At 35.5% G+C, this 19,015-nt stretch carries 24 protein-coding genes and 1 pseudogene; 19 read left to right on the top strand and 6 right to left on the bottom strand.

Translation table 11 applies throughout. From position 1 onward, the window contains the following. Window positions 1-48: 48 nt before the first annotated feature. From ACXKY9_RS19875 to ACXKY9_RS19865, 3 genes are read right to left on the bottom strand one after another with little or no spacing between them, the layout of a single operon-like run. Window positions 49-1,137, bottom strand: a complete 1,089-nt coding sequence (locus ACXKY9_RS19875; protein ID WP_000468509.1) for an ABC-2 transporter permease — start codon at window positions 1,135-1,137, stop codon at window positions 49-51. Next, complete coding sequence (locus ACXKY9_RS19870) at window positions 1,127-2,008, bottom strand: ABC transporter ATP-binding protein (protein WP_000922115.1); 882 nt, start codon at window positions 2,006-2,008, stop codon at window positions 1,127-1,129. The genes ACXKY9_RS19875 and ACXKY9_RS19870 overlap by 11 nt, the downstream gene beginning before the upstream one ends. Beyond that, entirely contained in the window at window positions 1,974-2,393 is a 420-nt protein-coding gene (locus ACXKY9_RS19865) for a GntR family transcriptional regulator (RefSeq protein ID WP_000548027.1), read from the bottom strand. Before ACXKY9_RS19865 ends, ACXKY9_RS19870 begins: the two co-directional genes overlap by 35 nt. Before the next feature lie 166 nt (window positions 2,394-2,559). On the opposite strand from ACXKY9_RS19865, the gene dacF reads away from it, so the two are divergent. From dacF to ACXKY9_RS19795, 14 genes and pseudogenes are all read left to right on the top strand, one after another. Then, window positions 2,560-3,750: a serine-type D-Ala-D-Ala carboxypeptidase DacF gene (dacF, locus tag ACXKY9_RS19860; RefSeq protein ID WP_000831995.1), complete on the top strand. Its 1,191-nt coding sequence runs from the start codon at window positions 2,560-2,562 to the stop codon at window positions 3,748-3,750. A 169-nt stretch (window positions 3,751-3,919) separates the two neighbouring features. After that, window positions 3,920-4,270, top strand: coding sequence for an anti-sigma F factor antagonist (gene spoIIAA, locus ACXKY9_RS19855; protein ID WP_000059135.1), 351 nt, complete (start codon window positions 3,920-3,922; stop codon window positions 4,268-4,270). Then, window positions 4,271-4,711, top strand: coding sequence for an anti-sigma F factor (gene spoIIAB / locus ACXKY9_RS19850; protein ID WP_001243398.1), 441 nt, complete (start codon window positions 4,271-4,273; stop codon window positions 4,709-4,711). It begins immediately after the preceding gene. A 12-nt stretch (window positions 4,712-4,723) separates the two neighbouring features. Beyond that, window positions 4,724-5,482 carry an RNA polymerase sporulation sigma factor SigF gene (gene sigF / locus ACXKY9_RS19845; protein WP_000350729.1) on the top strand — a complete coding sequence of 253 codons (759 nt, stop codon included), beginning with the start codon at window positions 4,724-4,726 and terminating at the stop codon, window positions 5,480-5,482. A 135-nt stretch (window positions 5,483-5,617) separates the two neighbouring features. After that, window positions 5,618-7,144: pseudogene (locus tag ACXKY9_RS19840) on the top strand (sodium-dependent transporter). Then, window positions 7,144-7,242: a methionine/alanine import family NSS transporter small subunit gene (locus tag ACXKY9_RS19835; RefSeq protein WP_000016826.1), complete on the top strand. Its 99-nt coding sequence runs from the start codon at window positions 7,144-7,146 to the stop codon at window positions 7,240-7,242. Before ACXKY9_RS19840 ends, ACXKY9_RS19835 begins: the two are co-directional and overlap by 1 nt. A 115-nt stretch (window positions 7,243-7,357) precedes the next feature. After that, a complete protein-coding gene (locus tag ACXKY9_RS19830) occupies window positions 7,358-7,978 on the top strand; it encodes a stage V sporulation protein AA (protein WP_000438365.1) in 621 nt (206 codons plus the stop codon). Further along, window positions 7,971-8,387, top strand: a complete 417-nt coding sequence (gene spoVAB, locus ACXKY9_RS19825; protein WP_000575190.1) for a stage V sporulation protein SpoVAB — start codon at window positions 7,971-7,973, stop codon at window positions 8,385-8,387. The genes ACXKY9_RS19830 and spoVAB overlap by 8 nt, the downstream gene beginning before the upstream one ends. Window positions 8,388-8,401: 14 nt before the next feature. Continuing rightward, window positions 8,402-8,860 carry a stage V sporulation protein AC gene (gene spoVAC, locus ACXKY9_RS19820; RefSeq protein ID WP_000203807.1) on the top strand — a complete coding sequence of 153 codons (459 nt, stop codon included), beginning with the start codon at window positions 8,402-8,404 and terminating at the stop codon, window positions 8,858-8,860. Between the two features lie 13 nt (window positions 8,861-8,873). Then, window positions 8,874-9,890, top strand: a complete 1,017-nt coding sequence (gene spoVAD, locus ACXKY9_RS19815; RefSeq protein WP_001241158.1) for a stage V sporulation protein AD — start codon at window positions 8,874-8,876, stop codon at window positions 9,888-9,890. Window positions 9,891-9,893: 3 nt separating this feature from the next. Then, complete coding sequence (gene spoVAE / locus ACXKY9_RS19810; protein WP_000345904.1) at window positions 9,894-10,244, top strand: stage V sporulation protein AE; 351 nt, start codon at window positions 9,894-9,896, stop codon at window positions 10,242-10,244. Window positions 10,245-10,249: 5 nt separating this feature from the next. Then, complete coding sequence (gene spoVAEA / locus ACXKY9_RS19805; protein ID WP_001254415.1) at window positions 10,250-10,819, top strand: stage V sporulation protein SpoVABEA; 570 nt, start codon at window positions 10,250-10,252, stop codon at window positions 10,817-10,819. Next, a complete protein-coding gene (spoVAF, locus tag ACXKY9_RS19800; protein ID WP_000165592.1) occupies window positions 10,806-12,278 on the top strand; it encodes a spore germination protein SpoVAF in 1,473 nt (490 codons plus the stop codon). Before spoVAEA ends, spoVAF begins: the two co-directional genes overlap by 14 nt. Before the next feature lie 97 nt (window positions 12,279-12,375). Further along, on the top strand, window positions 12,376-13,179 hold the full coding sequence (locus ACXKY9_RS19795; RefSeq protein ID WP_002101284.1) for a Cof-type HAD-IIB family hydrolase: 804 nt from the start codon (window positions 12,376-12,378) through the stop codon (window positions 13,177-13,179). Window positions 13,180-13,210: 31 nt separating this feature from the next. Here ACXKY9_RS19795 and ACXKY9_RS19790 read toward each other — a convergent pair whose 3' ends face one another. After that, a complete protein-coding gene (locus tag ACXKY9_RS19790; RefSeq protein WP_000850518.1) occupies window positions 13,211-14,077 on the bottom strand; it encodes a DUF1002 domain-containing protein in 867 nt (288 codons plus the stop codon). A 187-nt stretch (window positions 14,078-14,264) separates the two neighbouring features. Here ACXKY9_RS19790 and ACXKY9_RS19785 point away from each other — a divergent pair, with 187 nt between their 5' ends. Next, on the top strand, window positions 14,265-14,702 hold the full coding sequence (locus ACXKY9_RS19785) for a peptidylprolyl isomerase (RefSeq protein ID WP_000853782.1): 438 nt from the start codon (window positions 14,265-14,267) through the stop codon (window positions 14,700-14,702). A gap of 460 nt (window positions 14,703-15,162) precedes the next feature. Further along, a complete protein-coding gene (gene ribT / locus ACXKY9_RS19780; protein ID WP_000908401.1) occupies window positions 15,163-15,531 on the top strand; it encodes a GNAT family N-acetyltransferase RibT in 369 nt (122 codons plus the stop codon). A 20-nt stretch (window positions 15,532-15,551) separates the two neighbouring features. Here the strand turns inward: ribT and ACXKY9_RS19775 are convergent, their stop codons facing one another. Together ACXKY9_RS19775 and ACXKY9_RS19770 are read right to left on the bottom strand one after the other, a co-directional pair. Next, complete coding sequence (locus ACXKY9_RS19775; RefSeq protein ID WP_000283597.1) at window positions 15,552-16,070, bottom strand: DUF309 domain-containing protein; 519 nt, start codon at window positions 16,068-16,070, stop codon at window positions 15,552-15,554. A gap of 99 nt (window positions 16,071-16,169) precedes the next feature. Continuing rightward, complete coding sequence (locus ACXKY9_RS19770; RefSeq protein ID WP_000510194.1) at window positions 16,170-16,265, bottom strand: YjcZ family sporulation protein; 96 nt, start codon at window positions 16,263-16,265, stop codon at window positions 16,170-16,172. A 169-nt stretch (window positions 16,266-16,434) separates the two neighbouring features. Between ACXKY9_RS19770 and ACXKY9_RS19765 the strand changes: the two genes are divergently transcribed. From ACXKY9_RS19765 to ACXKY9_RS19755, 3 genes are all read left to right on the top strand, one after another. Further along, a complete protein-coding gene (locus ACXKY9_RS19765) occupies window positions 16,435-17,178 on the top strand; it encodes a segregation/condensation protein A (protein ID WP_001199753.1) in 744 nt (247 codons plus the stop codon). A gap of 158 nt (window positions 17,179-17,336) precedes the next feature. Then, complete coding sequence (gene scpB / locus ACXKY9_RS19760) at window positions 17,337-17,909, top strand: segregation/condensation protein ScpB (protein ID WP_000375171.1); 573 nt, start codon at window positions 17,337-17,339, stop codon at window positions 17,907-17,909. Between the two features lie 78 nt (window positions 17,910-17,987). After that, window positions 17,988-18,890: a ComEC/Rec2 family competence protein gene (locus tag ACXKY9_RS19755; RefSeq protein ID WP_001257288.1), complete on the top strand. Its 903-nt coding sequence runs from the start codon at window positions 17,988-17,990 to the stop codon at window positions 18,888-18,890. The last annotated feature ends 125 nt before the right edge of the window (window positions 18,891-19,015 follow it).

The following is a 19,015-nucleotide window of genomic DNA, read 5'->3' as shown; positions in this document are numbered from 1 at the left end:
ACATCTATGATGCTTTTGGAAACATGTATCCACCACCTTAATGCATATTTATTTCCCTACAAAAGCAAACTTCAATTTTAATAGACGTGTAAAAATGAAGTAACTTATGGTAGCGAATAGGAAAAATCCAACATAATAAGACAGAAGTGCATCTCGTCCGCCTAATATTCTACCACCAAGTAGTCCGAAGCATAGAACAGTGCAAATTATGAACCATTTTTGCAAGTTAGGAAACAATAGTATTTTTCCACTTTGTTCGTTTGGTGTACGTGTGTATAGAAAGGTTGCTATTGATAAAAAGGTAATGATGTAAGCAAATGGTGTTAATAGTGTCCAAGGAGAAGGTACAGAAATACGCTCCGTAGGATTGTCCTGTGGTACACTAGAAAGTTTATTGCCATAGTCATCAAATGTTTCTATCGGGTGGTAATCATAAGTAATAGAAAAATATTCTAATGGTGAAATGATACCTATATGTTGTAAGTACTCATGAGTATGGTGCTCTATTTCTCCCATTGCATCTACAGACCATTGTGTGTGTGAATAAATGAATCCGGAAATTAACAATCCAAAACCGTATGGTAAAAATAATAGAATGATAGTTAAAATACTTTGAGAAAATATATGTCCAGTAAGAGTCCCGATAAATAAGGCGAATGTATAAATAGCGATAAGTACAACCGTAGCATATAGAAAGTAACTATAGAACGGAGCAAAGGTTTGATACTCATTGTGAAACGACATGTTCTTTATTCCGTACATGCTAATCCAGCAAACAATTTGTACTGTAATAATATTCAAAACACCAAGCCACCATTTTGTTAAAAAAATATCCTTTCGTTTAAAAGGCATCGAGAATAGAAAATCAGTTGATTGATTATTACGTTCCCATCCAATTAAAAGACAAGCGAGTGCAATTAGAGTAGCTCCTTGAAAGAAGACGGCACCATCAGATGTCTGAAAATAGTAGGAGTAGTAATATGCATAGTCACCAAACTTCATTTTTGATAGTTTTAGTTGCATTTGCGCTTCTTGATAATATTTATAAGGTAGTTGATATAAACTAGTTAACCAAAATAATAGAATTATATATTTTCCTTGCTTCCATTGCCTCATCCATAAAGCTTTATGAAACATGTGAATCCTCCTCAAATGTAGTGATAAAAATATCTTCAAGTGACATTGTTAATTCTTCAATAAGTATAGGTTGCTCTTTGTAAAACTTCTCGAGTGTTGTAGCCACATTTCCCTCAATTAAGATTGTATATACTTTTCCTGTTTGGTTTAATATTTTAATATTGCTTAAGTTTTCTAGCTTTTGAGGTAATGAACGTTCGTAAGCTACTTGTATTTTTGCAAATCGTGATTTTGCATCGTCTAGTGATGTAATAGACGAGATAGTATGGCCTTTTAATATAATAATTGTATCTGCAATTTGTTCTACTTCATCTAAATGGTGAGTGGAGATGAAAATGGTAATCTCTTTTTCTGCAACTTCTCCAACGAGAAACTGTAAAATTTTCCTTTTCACGATAGGATCAAGTCCATTTGTCGGTTCATCTAAAATGATATATTCTGCCTTTGTAGAAACAGCTAAAATGATGGCGAGCAGTGCTTTCATGCCTTTTGAATAGCTACGAATTCGTTTGTTTGGTAAGTTAAAACGTTCTAACAGTTCATAGAAATGTGTTTCATCAAATGCGGTATAAACTTCTTTATAAAACTTTACGATTTCTTTTATCGTATAGCCGTTCAGTATATTAGTAGAATCAGGAACATATACAATTTTTTGCTTTATTTCAGGAAACTGATGAATGTTTGTATCTTCATATGTAACAGTTCCCTCGTCTGGGTCTAAAATACCGACCATCGTTCGCAATAAAGTTGTTTTCCCCGCACCGTTTCTTCCGAGTAATCCGATGATACTCCCTCTTTGCAATGTGAAAGAAACATTGTCTAAAATTGTTTGACTATCAATTGTTTTCTTCAAGTTTGTCACTTTCAACATCCGTATTCCCTCCAATCTCTTTATAGTATGAATCTATCCAATCATGAATTTTATCTTTCGTAATACCAAGATAAGAGGCTTCTAATAGTAATTGATGAAATTGCTTTTCAACCATAGCGATTTTCCTTTCGTCTAATGTTGGGGTAATCGATTGGGATACAAATGTTCCTTTTCCTCGTAACGTTTCAATAATTCCTTGTCGCTCTAACTCTTGATACGCTTTACTCACTGTATTTGGATTTATAACGAGTAAAGAAGCGAGTTCGCGTACAGAAGGAAGTTTATCACTTGGAGCCAACATGTTTTTCAATACGAGTTCTTTTATATTTTGAACAATTTGTTCCCATATCGGAGTGTTGCTTCTTGGGTCAAGTTGAATATGCAAGAGCAATGTCTCCTTCCTCATATGTATTAAGTGTACTACTGTGAGTAATACACTTAATACAATATAGGGGACGAATGTATTTGTCAACTGAAAATGTTAGAAAAATTTGGTATTAAAAAAAGGTAAATTGGAAAAAATAGGTCTGATATAGAATGGAGGGTTAGTCATGAAGCGAGTTTTTGGAATACTTGTTTGTTTCATGTTATTGCTTTCTGGAACTTCAGTGAGTTTCGCACAATCTGAGAAAACGAAGCAGGAGAAAACAGAAGAAACAACACCGAAGTTAGCGGAACAAGCGTCGTCAGCAATCGTAATTGAGCAAGATACAGGTAAAGTTTTATTTGATAAAAACCCAAATGAAAAATTACCACCTGCTAGTATGACAAAGATTATGACAATGCTTTTAATTATGGAACAAGTTGAAAAAGGAAAACTAAAACTGACCGATAAAGTTAGAGCGAGCGAACATGCAGCTTCAATGGGTGGATCGCAAATCTTTTTAGAACCTGGGGAAGAGATGACTGTAAATGAGATGTTAAAGGGTATTGCAATTGCATCTGGAAATGACGCATCTGTTGCAGTAGCCGAGCATATCGCAGGTTCAGAAGAAGGATTTGTAAATATGATGAACAAAAAGGCGAAAGATCTAGGGCTGAAAAATACACATTTTCAAAACCCAACAGGTCTTCCGGCCAAAGACCATTATTCGACAGCAAATGATATGGCTATAATGGCGAGAGAATTGATGAAGTATCCACTTATTCGTAAATACACAGGTAAGTACGAAGATTATTTACGTGAAGATACGGATAAAAAGTTTTGGCTCGTTAATACGAATAAGCTAGTACGTTTTTATCCTGGCGTAGATGGAGTAAAAACAGGTTTTACGACAGAAGCGAAATATTGTTTAACAGCATCGGCTGAAAAAAATGGCATGCGTATCATTTCAGTTGTCATGGGAGCACCAACATCAAAAGAACGGAACAACCAAGTGACGAAGCTTCTTGACTACGCATTTGGTCAATATATGACAAAGAAATTGTATACGCGCGGCGAAAAAATTAAGACAGTTCAAGTAGGGAAAGGGAAAAAAGAAAAAGTAGATTTAGTTGCATCAGATAATGTTTCTCTTCTTATGAAGAAGGGCGAGAATATGGACAAGGTAAAACAAGAAGTAATTGCTGAAAAGAAAGTAAAAGCACCGATTAAAAAAGGTGACGCGCTTGGTACACTTGTTATTAAAAAAGATAAAGATGTTTTATTAAAACAAACAATTGTAGCAAAAGAAGATGTTGCTGCAGCGAGCTGGTGGGAGTTATTTAAAAGAAGTTTTGGGATGTTTTCAACATCAAAATAGCGGCAAATATTTTGCCGCTTTTCTATTCGTATGTAAGTGAATAATGCTGAAAGGTTTCACTTTATGACGAAATAGTTCTTCTTTTGTCAGCAGGAAGGATTCTTATTTTGTATCACGAAAATCTTTATGTATGTGAATAAGTAAAGTTTGAGCATAAGGAGGAAATCGTGTGAGTCTTTCCATGCAATTAGAAGTAAAACGTGACGTCCTATGTGTGAGACTAGAGGGTGAATTAGATCATCATACGGCTGAAGAGTTGCGAACGAAAGTAACAGATATGATTGAGACACATGGTGTTCATCATATTGTTTTGAGCCTAGAGAACTTATCTTTTATGGATAGTTCTGGTCTAGGTGTTATATTAGGCCGATATAAACACGTAAAGGGATTAGGTGGAGAAATGGTTGTTTGTGCAATTTCACCGCCTGTTAAGCGTTTATTTGAAATGTCGGGCTTATTCAAAATCGTTCGCTTAGAAGAAAGTGAAGCGCACGCGCTCGCGACGTTGGGGGTGGCATAGATGAGAAATGAAATGAACCTTCAATTTTCAGCATTAAGTCAAAATGAATCGTTCGCTCGCGTTACAGTAGCGGCTTTCATTGCACAACTAGATCCAACGATGGAAGAATTAACGGAGATTAAAACAGTTGTGTCAGAAGCGGTTACAAATGCAATTATTCATGGATACGAAGGAAATGCAGAAGGTATTGTTTATATTTCTGTAATTTTGGAAGAAGCAATGGTGAAACTCACGATTCGAGATGAAGGGATTGGAATCTTTAACTTAGATGAAGCGAGACAACCCCTTTTTACAACTAAACCTGAATTAGAGCGTTCCGGAATGGGATTTACTATCATGGAAAATTTTATGGATGAAGTAGAAGTTATTTCAAACGAATCTTTCGGGACAACAATCCATTTGACAAAATACTTATCAAATAGTAACGCTCTATGCAATTAAGGAGAATAGCCTATGGACATAGAGGTCAAAAATGAGAAGAAGAAACCTCAGTTAAAGGACCACGAGCTAAAAGCGTTAATTCAAAAAAGTCAAGATGGAGATCAACAAGCGAGAGATACAATCGTTCAAAGTAATATGCGCCTCGTTTGGTCGGTTGTACAGCGGTTTCTTAATCGAGGATACGAACCAGACGACCTATTTCAAATTGGATGTATTGGGCTCTTGAAATCGGTAGATAAATTTGATTTATCTTTCGACGTGAAATTTTCAACATATGCAGTTCCAATGATTATTGGTGAAATACAACGTTTCTTACGTGATGATGGATCAGTGAAAGTTAGTAGGTCTTTAAAAGAAACAGGAAACAAAATTCGAAAGATGAGAGATGAGCTTTCGAAAGAATTCGGAAGGGCTCCAACGATTAATGAAGTGGCAGAGGCACTAGAACTAACGCCAGAGGAAGTTGTTCTAGCACAAGAAGCGAGCCGGGCCCCTTCGTCTATACATGAAACTGTATATGAAAACGATGGAGATCCAATCACTATTTTAGATCAAATTGCAGATCAATCTGAAACGAAATGGTTCGATAAAATTGCTTTAAAAGAAGCGATTAGAGAACTAGATGAACGAGAGCGCTTAATTGTATACTTGCGTTACTATAAAGATCAAACACAGTCAGAAGTAGCAGAGCGCATAGGCATTTCGCAAGTACAAGTTTCAAGACTTGAAAAGAAAATATTAAAACAGATGAAAGATCGAATAGACGAATAATTGTCTATTCGATTTTTTTATGCCGTTAATAGGAGAGAGATGTTAATTTTTGCAAAAATTAACAGAATTTATTGATAATTTAGTCAATTTAAAATATAATCCAAGTATGAACTTGTCATAAAGGGGGAAGGAAACATGGAAACGAGGCAACAATGGGGAACGAGAGCTGGATTTATTTTTGCAGCGGTCGGATCTGCCGTTGGATTAGGAAACATATGGCGTTTTCCTTATACAGCGTATGAAAATGGAGGAGGAGCATTCTTTTTACCGTACTTATTTGCATTATTAACGACTGGTATTTCATTGTTAGCGTTTGAGTTTGCCCTTGGTCATCGTCATCGTGGTTCAGCACCACTTACATTTTTCCGTATTAGCCCGCGTGCCGAATTTATTGGATGATGGCAAATGTGCGTAACATTTATCGTTTCAACATATTATGCAGTGATTATTGCTTGGTCTATATCGTATACATACTTTGCAATTACTGGAGCATGGGGAAAAGACACGCAATCATTTTTATTTAAAGAGTACTTACATGTTGCAGATAAGCCAGGGCAATTTGGAGGACTTGTACCGGAAGTATTAATTCCATTAGTTCTCGTTTGGATTATTGTGCTTGGCGTTGCATTTAAAGGAGTTAAAAAAGGAATCGAAGTTGTTAACCGTATATTTATTCCTTTATTAGTTGTTATGTTCCTTATTATCGTCGTTCGTGCAGTGACGATGGAAGGTGCTATGCAAGGACTAGATGCATTCTTTAAACCAGATTGGAGTCGTATTTTTGATGGGAAAGTATGGCTTGCTGCTTATGGTCAAATATTCTTTAGTTTATCTTTAGCATTTGGAATTATGATTACGTATTCTAGTTATTTACCGAAAAACTCGGATACAACAAATAATGCCTTTATTACTGGATTTGCCAACTCAGGATTTGAATTATTAGCAGGTATTGGGGTCTTTGCAGCTCTTGGATTTATGGCGAATAATATGGGAGTACCGGTTGATAAAGTAGCAAGTGCTGGCGTTGGGCTTGCGTTCGTAGTATTTCCGCAAATTATTAATGAATTGCCGATGTCACCGTTGTTTGGTGTATTATTTTTCTTATCGTTAACGGTTGCTGGAATCACATCACTTATTTCACTCGCGGAAGTATGTTTTGCTGCTGTGTCTGAAAAATTCAGTTTAAGTCGGGAAAAAACCATTGGAATTATGGGAACCCTTCTCGTGTTAGTTTCTCTTGTATTTGCAACACGTGGTGGGCTTATGTTCTTAGATGTTGTCGACTATTTCGCTAATAATTTCGGATTAATTACAATTGCACTTGCGGAAGTAGTGACGATAGGGCTCATTTTACGTCGTTTACCAGTTTATCAAAATCATGCAAACTTTGTATCTGATATTAAATTAGGAACGTTTTGGAGAGTAAGTTTACTCGTTATTACTCCGCTTATGTTAGGGTATATGCTAATTGATGGTACAATCCAAAACATTAAAAAGAATTATGGAGATTATCCGACTGAGTTTGTTGTAACGTATGGTTGGTCGATAGCAGCAGCCTTCCTTATCGTTGCGCTAATTATTAGTCTAAAGAAATGGAATGCACAAATACATTCGGATTCTGCCAAGCTTGAAAAAGAGTGGAAAGATCGAGGTGTTTCATAATGAGTGGATCAGCAATTATGATGATGGTTATTGGAATAGTAGTCATTTGGGGAGGGCTTGCATTAAGTATTGCAAACTTATTTAAGAAAAAGGCATAAGTAAAAAACATCTGTACCGAAATGGTGCAGATGTTTTTTTATGAAAAAATTGTATTAGAAAAAAATTCAATAACCATACTACAACTACGAGGAAGAGTGAAGGGGTGAATGAAAGTTGGAACAAACGATTTATATTAAAATGCGCAATCGTTTAAAAGTTTCTCCTACTTATGAAGTAAAGCTGGGCGATGTTGCTCAACTTGCCGGAGATTCTTCCGTAGTTGAGTTGTTACAAAATGAGATAGTTTACAAAATAACAGCGCATGATAAGACGCATGTTGTAATTGATGTTATGAAAGTAATTGAGATTATTCAACAGAAAGCATCTCATCTACAAATTAATTTACTCGGTTCTGGACAAACTCTTGTTGAAATTATATACGAAAAAAAGAAGGCACACCCAATTTTTTTCGGGCTTGTATGGCTATTACTTTTCATTGGAGCGGCCCTTGCGATCATTTATTTCCATGAAGATGTAAGTATGCAACAAGTACATCAACGGTTATATTACATGATTACTGGAGAATTTAATGCGCAACCACTTTTATTTCAAATTCCTTATTCTTTAGGTCTTGGTTTAGGGATGGTTTTATTCTTTAATCATGTATTTCAAAAGCGAATTAATGAAGAGCCAAGTCCGCTAGAAGTTGAGATGTTTCAATACCAACAGTCACTTGATCAGTATGTAATCGTTAATGAAAACAAGGATAATATGAAACAACTTACCGATGATTGAGTATGGATTTGTTATTTTAATTGGTTTAGCTGGAGGGATTGCGGTAGGTAGCGGATATGTCGCATTTTTAGCTGTACTTGGTATAATCCCCCGTTTAGCCCAATTAACGAGAAGTGGAAAGCATATTCAATATTTTGAGTGGGCAGTTATTGCAGGTACTTTAACAGGGGCTTGGTGCAGTTTGAAAAACATTACATTTCAAACGTCGCAATATTGGCTCGTTATATTAGGGATATTTTGTGGCACGTTCATTGGAATGCTTGCTGCGGCATTAACAGAGGTGTTAAATGTTCTACCTATTTTAGCGAAACGAGTAGGGGTAGAGGGCAAGATTATTGTTTTACTCGTTGCTATTGTACTTGGGAAAGTAATAGGATCGTTGTTTCACTGGATTTATTTCGTAAAGTAGGAGGCAGTATATAAATGACAAGTCAGAAATTGAAGGATGATTACATAAATAAAGTGAAGGAGTATCATCCAAAGCCAAACTATTTACTAAATTGTATCAAAGCATTTCTTGTAGGTGGACTCATTTGCACAGTTGGAGAAGCATTGATGAAATTTTATATACATTATTTTCACTTTAGTGAACAAGAGGCAGGAAACCCAACTGTTGCAACTCTTGTTTTATTATCCGCGATTTTAACAGGGTGTGGTGTATATGATAAAATTGGTCAATTTGCTGGAGCAGGATCAGCGGTACCGGTAACAGGATTTGCAAATTCTATGGCGAGCGCTGCCTTAGAACATAAGAGCGAAGGGGTTGTTCTAGGGATTGCTACAAATATGTTTAAACTGGCAGGAAGTGTGATTGTATTTGGGGTTGTTGGTGCATATATCATTGGGTTAATAAGGTATACCTTTAAAATTTTTATGTCTTAAAGGAGGGGCTAGTATGAGGTTGACCGGAAAACAAACGTGGGTATTTCAAAATGATATATATGTAAATGCAACGGGCACTGCTGTCGGTCCGAAAGAAGCTGAGGGCCCTCTTGGGAAAAAATTTGATATTTCATATGATGACTTGCATTGTGGAGAAGAAAATTGGGAGCTCGCCGAACGAAGATTAATGTCAGACTCAATTCAACAAGCGGTGCAAAAAGGGAATATAAAAACATCGCAAATTGATTTCTTTTTAGCGGGAGATTTATTAAATCAAACAGTGACAGCAAATTATGTTGCGCGTAAGTGGGGCATTCCTTTTTTAGGAATGTTTAGCGCTTGTGCGACGTCTATGGAGACTTTAGCAGTTGGCTCAGCTTTTATAGACGGTGGATTTGCAAATCGTGTCTTAGCTACAGTAAGCAGTCATAATGCAACGGCTGAAAGACAATTTCGCTATCCAACAGAGTATGGTGGACAAAAACCAGGGACAGCAAATTCAACTGTGACTGGTGCAGGATCTATATTAATTAGCGATGAAAAAAGTGCAATTAAAATTACGTCAGCTACAATCGGAAAAGTGCAAGATTTAGGAATCACAAATCCTTTGGATATGGGGGCAGCGATGGCTCCAGCAGCAGCTCATACAATTCAACAACATTTTGAAGATTTAAGAAGAAGTGCCGATGATTATGATTTGATTGTTACGGGTGATTTATCAGCTGTTGGGACGCCGATTGCGAAACAACTTTTACTTGAGGAAGGTTATGATCTTGGGCATATATACAATGATTGTGGATTGATGATTTATGAAGCAAGTCAAGAAGAAGTGTTTGCAGGTGGTAGTGGTTGCGCTTGTTCAGCAGTTGTTACGTATGGTCATTTATTACACGAGATGCAAAAAGGGAATTTACAACGAATTTTTGTCGTTGCGACTGGTGCATTATTAAGCCCAATGATGATGCAACAGAAGGAAACGATTCCAACAATTGCACATGGTGTCGTATTTGAGAGAGTTAAAGGAGAGTGAATTGTGGATTTTATATATGCATTTCTTGTAGGTGGAGCTATTTGTTTAATTGGGCAACTATTGTTAGATTTCGTAAAGTTAACACCAGCTCATTTAATGGCAACTTTTGTAGTCATCGGAGCAATTTTAGATGGATTTGGATTATACGATAAACTAATAAAGTTTGCAGGTGCTGGAGCGACAGTCCCTATTACAAGTTTTGGACATTCACTATTGCACGGAGCAATGCATGCAGCAGAAAAACATGGATATTTAGGAATTGGTATTGGCATGTTTAGTTTAACGTCTGCGGGTATTTCCGCAGCGATATTGTTTTCATTTTTTATAGCACTTATATGTAAACCGAAAGGATAAATCAAATGAGACGAAGGGTTGTTTTGGTCACAGATGGAGATGAATATGCAAAGCGGACAATTGAGCTTTTAACGAAGGAATTTGGGGGAAGGTGTATTTCAGCATCACAAAGTAATCCAACCAAATTGACAGGGAAAAAAGTTGTTGAGCTTATTATGCAAACGCCATATGACCCTGTATTTGTCATGTTTGATGACAGTGGATTTATTGGAGAAGGATCTGGTGAAAAGGCTTTAAAATATGTGGCTACCCATAAACAAATTGATGTGCTCGGTATTTTAGCAGTAGCGTCTAATACGCATCATTGGGAATGGGCACGTGTAGATGTAAGTGTAGATCGGAACGGGAATTTAACCGAATACGGTGTTGATAAATTTGGACTTCCAGATGGTGAAATTGGCAGGATTAGCGGAGATACAATATATTGTTTAGACGATTTAAATGTTCCTGTCATTGTTGGAGTTGGTGATATTGGTAAAATGTGCGGAAATGATGAATGGGAGAGAGGGTCACCTATTACAAAGAAAGCAATTCAATTAATTTTAGAAAGGAGTGGATTTTATGACGAAGCCTAAAAAAGTGGATATCCCTATATCAACTTTCATAAGTGACAATGAAAATTATTTAAAACAGACAGTTGGACTAGGCGTTACATACGATGTTGGCATTCGTAAATTTCAAATTTTGAATAAAGAAATTGGTGTGTTATTTGTAAACGGACTTTGTGATACAAATTATATTATCCATATTTTAGAAGAAGCCGTGGATACAAATGAGATAAGGGATGTAGAAGAAGATACAGTTAAGCTTTTAGAGAATCGCTTAATCCATCAACAAGTAAGCAAAGTGAAAACGATGGATGAGGTAATGCTCCAAGTATTATCAGGACTCATTGTGATATTTGTAGAAGGTGAAACGGAAGCGTTCGCGATCGATGTTCGTAGTTATCCAGGGCGAACACCGACAGAACCAGATACCGAAAAGGTAGTACGTGGTGCGAGGGATGGATTTGTTGAAAATATCGTTGTAAATACAGCATTAATTCGTAGAAGAATTCGAGATCCACGCCTTCGAAATGAAATGGTTCGAGTAGGAGATAGATCGCAAACGGATATTTGTATTACATACGTACAAGATGTTGCAAATGCGGATTTAGTAAAGATTATAAAACAAGAATTAAATAACATTGATGTAGATGGAATTACGATGGCGGATAAAACAGTGGAAGAATTTGTTGTAAAGCAAAGCTATAACCCATTCCCGCTTATTCGATATACAGAAAGACCAGATGTAGCAGCAAATCACCTACTAGAAGGGCATGTGTTAGTACTCGTCGACACATCACCAAGTGCTATGATTACACCGACAACATATTTTCATCATTTACAGCATGCGGAAGAGTTTAGACAAAATCCAGCTGTCGGTACATTTTTACGCTGGGTGCGCTTTTTAGGTGTTATATTTTCGTTATTTTTATTACCATTTTGGTTAGTGTTTGTATTTGATCCAACTCTTTTGCCAGCAAATCTGGCTTTTATTGGACCGACTAAGATGACGCATTTACCAATTTTATTACAAGTGTTAATGGCAGAGGTCGGACTTGAGTTTTTAAGGATGGCAGCCATTCATACTCCAACGCCGTTATCGTCTGCAGCAGGGTTGATTTCCGCTATATTAATTGGTCAAATTGCAATTGATGTAGGTTTGTTTGTGCCAGAAGTAATTTTGTATGTAGCAGTTTCGATGGTTGGTGCATATGCAACACCGAGTTATGAATTAGGATTAGGGAATAAGGTTGGGAAATTGTTTGTTATTATTTTAACAGGTCTCTTCCATGAGATGGGATTTGTAATTGGTATGACGATATTAATTTTATTTTTAACGTCTATAAAAAGTTTACAAACACCTTATTTATGGCCGTTTTTACCATTTGATTGGGGCGCGTTAACAAAAATTTTACTCCGTCCAACAATGTCTAGTTTAAAAGTACGACCAAGTATTGTAAGACCTCAAAATGTAAAAAGACAAAAATAAACGGGATTATACACCCGTTTATTTTTTTTAGCAAAAATTTATTATTTTTTAACAAAAATCAAACATTTTTTGTGTACACTTAGAGTAGATATTGTGTATGGAAGGGGAAGAGGACATGATTAAATTATTTGTAAGTGATTTAGATGACACGCTCGTTTACGATGTGAATCATATGCAAAAAGAAGATGAACGTGCGCTGTGTTGGTTAGCTGAGAAAGGGACAAATATTTGTTTTGCCTCTGGCCGCTTTACACACAGAATTGATGAAGTTGTAAAAAGGTTTTCATTCCCATATTACACAACTGGCTTAAATGGAGCGACAATGTTACTTCCGGATGGGAATTTATTTCATGAATCGAGTTTTGAAAATACGGTTGCTCAGGAAATATATCGGTATATACATAAAAAAGGACTAGCGGATATTGTTTGTGCAAATGAGCAGCGATATACAAAAAGGAAGAATGAACATCACCATAATTTTGAAGCATATATGGGCGTGCATATCGCTGAAATTGAAGCGTTAGAAGAAGAGTTTGGTAAGACTGTACACCCTGCAAAATTGTTTGTTTTTGGAGAAGAAGAGAAAATTGTGACGTTAGATCAAGAGCTACGAGATACGTTTCAAGGCGAAGCGGAAGTTTTTATATCAGGTAAACGCTATGTTGATATTATGCCAAGAGGCGTGAGTAAGGGGAGTGCTCTAAAGCGACTAATGGATCATTTGCAAATTGAAGCAAATGAAGTTGCTTGTATTGGAGATTCTTTCAATGATATTTCTATGTTTGAAGTAACCCCACATTCATTTACTCTTCATCATGCCCATCCATATGTAAAGGAGAAAGCAAATCACATAGTGCGTTCGGTTGAAGAGGCTGTTATGAAATTACCGTTACTTGTATAAAAAAGAAGCCCGTCATTGGCGGGCTTCTTTTTTACTTGAATAAAGATTTAACAAAATCAATGATACTTGAGAAGAAATCTTTCACTTTATCTAGAAAACTTTGCCCTTCTTCAGATCCTAAAAAGGCAGAAACATGTTCTTTTGCTTTGTTTAATTGACTACCAACTTGATTCCAATCGATATTAAGATTCTTCATTTTATCAAATAACGATACTAAGTTATCTAACTGTTCATCTGTTAATGTAATGCCGAGTTGGTCAGCAATTTTTTTAATTAATGAACGTAAATCTTCTGTTGTTTTTGGCTGTTCTTTTGCAATTTCTTCTTTAATTTTTGCAACAAGTTGAACTGCTTTTTCTTCACCAATTTTATCACCAAGCTGGGCTGTTTGTACCATTTCTTCATTCGCTACTTTTTTAACTTCTTCAGGAATTTGTTTATTGGACGCAGTTTCGTATGCTTTCATTAATCCAGTTAAAGCTGCAGTTCCTGAAACTTTAAAAGGTGCAGTAATTTGAATTTCTGCATCTTTTACACCTGCTGTAATCAAAGCGTTAGTGTACATTGCATCTGTTACCCAGTTAATGTTCTTTGATCGTACAATAAGACCAGATCCTGGTTTTGTGTATGTAATCATAGAAGAAGAAATTGCTCTCGTACCAATTTGTGCTTTTGGAACAATGCCTTCTAGAAATTTATGTTCTTCCGCATTAGATACAGTGATAATTGTAGCATCTTTTGGTGTTTTCATTTCTTTTAACAGATCTTGTTTTTGTTGTTCGGATAAGTTCTCTCCTAATGTAACAATTGATTCTCCCTCGATGATGTCTGCAAATGAAGCTGTTGGCATCATAAATACCGTTACAGCTAATAGCAGAGCTAATAATTTCGTTTTCACGAAAAATCGCTCCCTTTCTCTTTCTAAAATTTTCGGGCAACAAAGTTATTATAGTATATATTTCTTATTTGTCACCTAGCTTTTTCCACATTTCAAAAAAGAAGTATCTAGATTGTCGGATTCTTTTTGTTTCTAGTCATGAATGTGGTAATATAGTGCTGAGATAATTGAAAGGAGACATATACGCATGAAAACTTTAGGATACATATTAATGGAAAACGGTGAAAAAATCGACTTGGAATTTTTCCCAGAAGAAGCACCGAAAACAGTAGAAAACTTTAAAAAATTAGCAGAGCAAGGATTTTATGATGGTGTGACATTCCACCGTGTTATTCCTGGCTTCGTAAGCCAAGGTGGAGACCCAACAGGTACAGGTGCAGGTGGCCCAGGTTACTCTATTCCATGTGAAACTGATGGAAACCCTCATAGACACCTTGTAGGATCACTTTCTATGGCTCACGCTGGCCGTAACACAGGCGGTAGCCAATTCTTTATCGTTCATGAGCCACAGCCGCATTTAGATGGTGTTCATACTGTATTTGGTAAAGCAACAAGCGGTATTGAAACAGTATTAAAAATGCGTCAAGGCGATGTAATGAAAGAAGTTAAAGTTTGGGAAGAATAAGGTAAGGAAAAAGAGAGCTTTTGCTCTCTTTTTTATTTTTAATGAGATTGAGTACTTCTTCTACAGCTCATCATACAAGTAGTATTGTTGCTAAAATATATTGCTTGTGAGAACAAACCTTTAACCAATTACATAGAATACATTACATTATATGTTTCAATAAATATTTTTTGTTATATTAATTTTGCTAGAATTGTGCTGCTTTAGGGTAACTATGAATGAAGTGCTGTTGAATGATATGTTTCTTTCCATTCCATATAAAATTTTCTTTTTTTAACTCTATTTATTAAAGGAATAGTGCTGAAACATAGATTTGACTTTCTTCTTTTCGCTTTGTATGATTATCAAGTTGTTTTAGACTCTTCTCACTCTGTTGAAAATATTGTAAAATGAATGTGATATGAAAAGAGTGATTGAGGGGATTACTAGTTTGTAACTTTTGTAAGAAGGGATAAGGGTTATGTTAATTCGTTTTAAAAAAAGTTATGAAAAAATTGCAATGGGGCTTCTTTCGTTTATGCCAACTGAAAAAGATGTGAAAACATTACAATTGACAATGAAAGAATATGAAGCAAAAGATGATTGGCAATTGTATTTGTGGAAAGAAAATGAAGATTTTGTTGGAATAATGGGGATTGTAAAAAAAGAGAATCAAGTATTAGAAATTCAGCATTTGAGTGTGAACCCGTCTCACCGTCATGTGGGGATTGGAACGAAGATGGTTCAAGAGTTAAAGAGTAAATTTCTTGAGTTTACAATTTGCGGAAATGAGCAAACGGCAAGTTTTTGCGAAAAATGTAAAGGGCTAGAACAAAATATACATTCGTGAAAGCAGAGATAAGTAGTTTATTATCTCTGCTTTCTTTTTTGTAATTGTTCGTTTCGTTCAGTAATGACCTCTGTGCGATCACGCAAAGTGTGCTTGTTTATAATATATTCACCTGGGATAGCATTCAAGTCTTTCCAAGAGAGGTTTTGTTTTTGACATAACTCTATGCACTGCTTCTCTAACGATGAATCTGATAAGGGTAAAAATAAAGGTACAAAACGTTCTTTTTTATGGATAGATTGCAATCTTTCATTGAGCAAGGAAAGAAGTTGTACTTGATTAATTCCTAAACGTTGTAAAGGCACACCGCTTTTTTCTAAAATTGTGATTGCGCTTTTCATCATTTTTGTGGAACCATTCCAATTAGCACGTCTTTGGTGGTATAAAGAAACTGCGATTTGAATGAGACCAACTAAGTAATGATCACGATTACCTCTTGGTTTTGTTTTCCAATACTCTTCTAGTATTTCGTGGCATTCAAAATAGTCATAATCTCCATGGAAATGAATTAAAAATTGTATGTATTCGGTAGGATACATGTTTTCTCGCTCCTATCTAACGGTTATACATATAAGTGTATCATAGAAATATGAACAATAAACGACTAGGAGGTTTCCCCCTAGCCGTTATTGTTCATATTAGCAGAAGCAAGCTGCTCCTACAATAATTAGTAAAATAAACAGTACAACAAGTAATGCGAACCCACCGCTAAAACCACAATCAACGTGACCCATAGTTTTTTGACCTCCTACATTGTTCTTACTACACTGTTATCATATGAAGTGGTGGGCATGATGACATAGGCATCGGTCTATTTTTAATTAAATTTCTTAAAAAGGTTGGATAGAACATGAGTATGCTCTATACTTATGTTGTTATAGAAAAAATGTGGTGGGATGCTTTGTGCAATATAATTTTAAAGTAGAGGCTTTTGAAGGGCCGTTAGATCTATTGTTACATTTAATACATCGTTATGAAATTGATATATATAATATTCCTGTAGCAGATATTACAGAGCAATATTTATCTTATGTGCATACGATGAAAGAACTTCAATTAGATGTTGCAAGTGAGTATTTAGTAATGGCTGCAACGTTATTACAAATTAAAAGTAAGATGTTGTTGCCGAAACATGAAGAAGATGTACTTGATAACGGTGATGATTTTATAGATGATCCTCGTCAAGAATTGATGGAGAGGTTAATTGAATATAAGAAATATAAGCAAGTTGCTACTGAGTTAAAAGAAAGAGAACAAGAAAGAGCACAGCTATATACACGTCCACCAATTGACTTTACATCGTTGCAACAAGAAGAGGAGACAAGCTTACCTCTTGATGTTACGTTATATGATATGCTAGCAGCATTTCAAAAATTAATGCGCCGTAAAAAGGCAAAAAAACCTGTAACAACACGTATTACTCGTCAAGAAATACCAATTGAACAGCGAATGACTGATATTTTAAAGCAGTTAAAAATAAAGGGTGGTCGCCAAAGTTTTTACGATTTGTTTGTTGATGATGAACGTGAAATAATGGTTGTAACATTTTTAGCAGTTCTGGAACTTATGAAAAATCAACAAATCATAATTGAGCAAGAACATAATTTTGATGAAATTTTCGTATCAAGCTCTAATAAATCTGCATAGAGCAAGTATGTGAAAATGGGATAGAAACATTTTATCTCATGCTATGTTTTAATGTATCGTTTGGAACAAGAGAAAAAATATTGAACCGAACGCATTAATTGTGATTCGGTTTTTTGATGTGTATTTTTATGGGAAAATAGAAGGAAGGAGCTCGTGAAATGGATAGGAAAGAACAAAAGTCAATTATTGAAGGCCTTTTATTTGTTTCTGGTGATGAAGGGATTTATCCAGAACAAATAGCGAAAGTTCTTGAAATTGAAATGAATGAAGTAATTAATATTTTAGAAGAAATGCAACAAGAATGTGAAGGTGCAAACCGTGGTTTGCAAATTGTACAGTATGCAAAAGTATATCGTTTTGCTACAAAGAAAGAACATGCTTCATATTATCAAAAATTAATAGATACACCAACAGCTGCTTCACTCTCACAAGCTGCCCTCGAAACTTTAGCGATTGTTGCATATCGCCAACCAATCACAAGGACTGAAATGGAAGAGATTAGAGGAGTTAAAACCGATAAGGCGTTACAAACGTTGGTTTCACATTTACTTATAAAAGAAATGGGAAGAGCAGAAGGACCAGGGCGTCCTATTTTATACGGAACAACAAAAGAATTTTTGGACACATTTGGATTGAAAACATTAGATGATTTACCACCGCTTTCTGAAGAGAATGAACAAATGAATGAAGCGGATTTATTCTTCGGTTCCTTACAAGAGATATCGAAATAAAAGCTTAGCATTTTGCTAAGCTTTTTTTGTATATCAATTATTTACAGTGCCATACTAAATGAAAAAAGGAGACGAGTTATGAGAAGTATGCGGATTATTTTATTATTAGTTTCTGTTTTATTATGTTTTTCTTTAAATAGCGCATCAGCTAAAAGGTATATGATGTCCATTCATACTACGTCTCCTTTACATATGCATCGGCAACATCTTAGTAAAATGAAAGTGAGCTTTTTAAAAGTGGGGCAAGGTGACGCAACACTTATTATAATGCCAAATGGACAAACAATGTTAATTGATGGAGGACCTTATGAAGCAGGAGAGGTTATTATTCAGAAATTAATTGAGAAAGGGATTAATCATCTAGATGTAATTGTCAGTACGCATCCCGATATGGATCATATAGGAGGGTTAATTCCAATTGTAGAGCAAATACCGGTATCGCTTATATTAGATAGCGGAAAAACATATAGTTCTCTTACTTATCATACGTATCGGAATAATATTAAAAAAAGAGGGATACCTTTCGTTTCAGTAAAGGAAGGACAATATATACCGCTGGATCCACATGTTTCTATACAAGTATTAAACAACGGGAAATCAAAAGATGAAAATAATGAATCCTCAATTGTTTTAAAGGTGCGATATGGAAAAGCGGATTTTTTATTAATGGGTGACGCGGATGTACGAACAGAACATGAAATATTAAAACAATTTGATGTCCATGCAGATGTGTTAAAAGTGGGGCATCACGGCTCATATACTTCAACAAGTGAAACGTTTATAAAAAAAGTGGAACCGCAGTTTGCTATTTTGTCGTACGGGAGTAGTAATCCGTATGGACATCCTCACCAAAGTGTAGTGAAACGCTTAAAAAGGCACGGTATAATGGTATATAGAACGAATAAACGTACAGTAGAAATGGAAACAGATGGTGAACATATTATGTTAGAGTCTAGCGGGTTAATGCCATTATTGAAGTGATTTCTATATTAGGGGGCGATACTGTCCCTTTTTGGAAAAATGAATAATATATATTATAATTATAAGAGACGTAAGAAATTTCCTTTTCTGTTGAATAAAAAGGAAATTTTATTAGAATGTATAGA

It is taken from the genome of Bacillus sp. 2175, from assembly GCF_057812155.1.
This window is presented reverse-complemented; position numbering and strand designations above follow the sequence as displayed.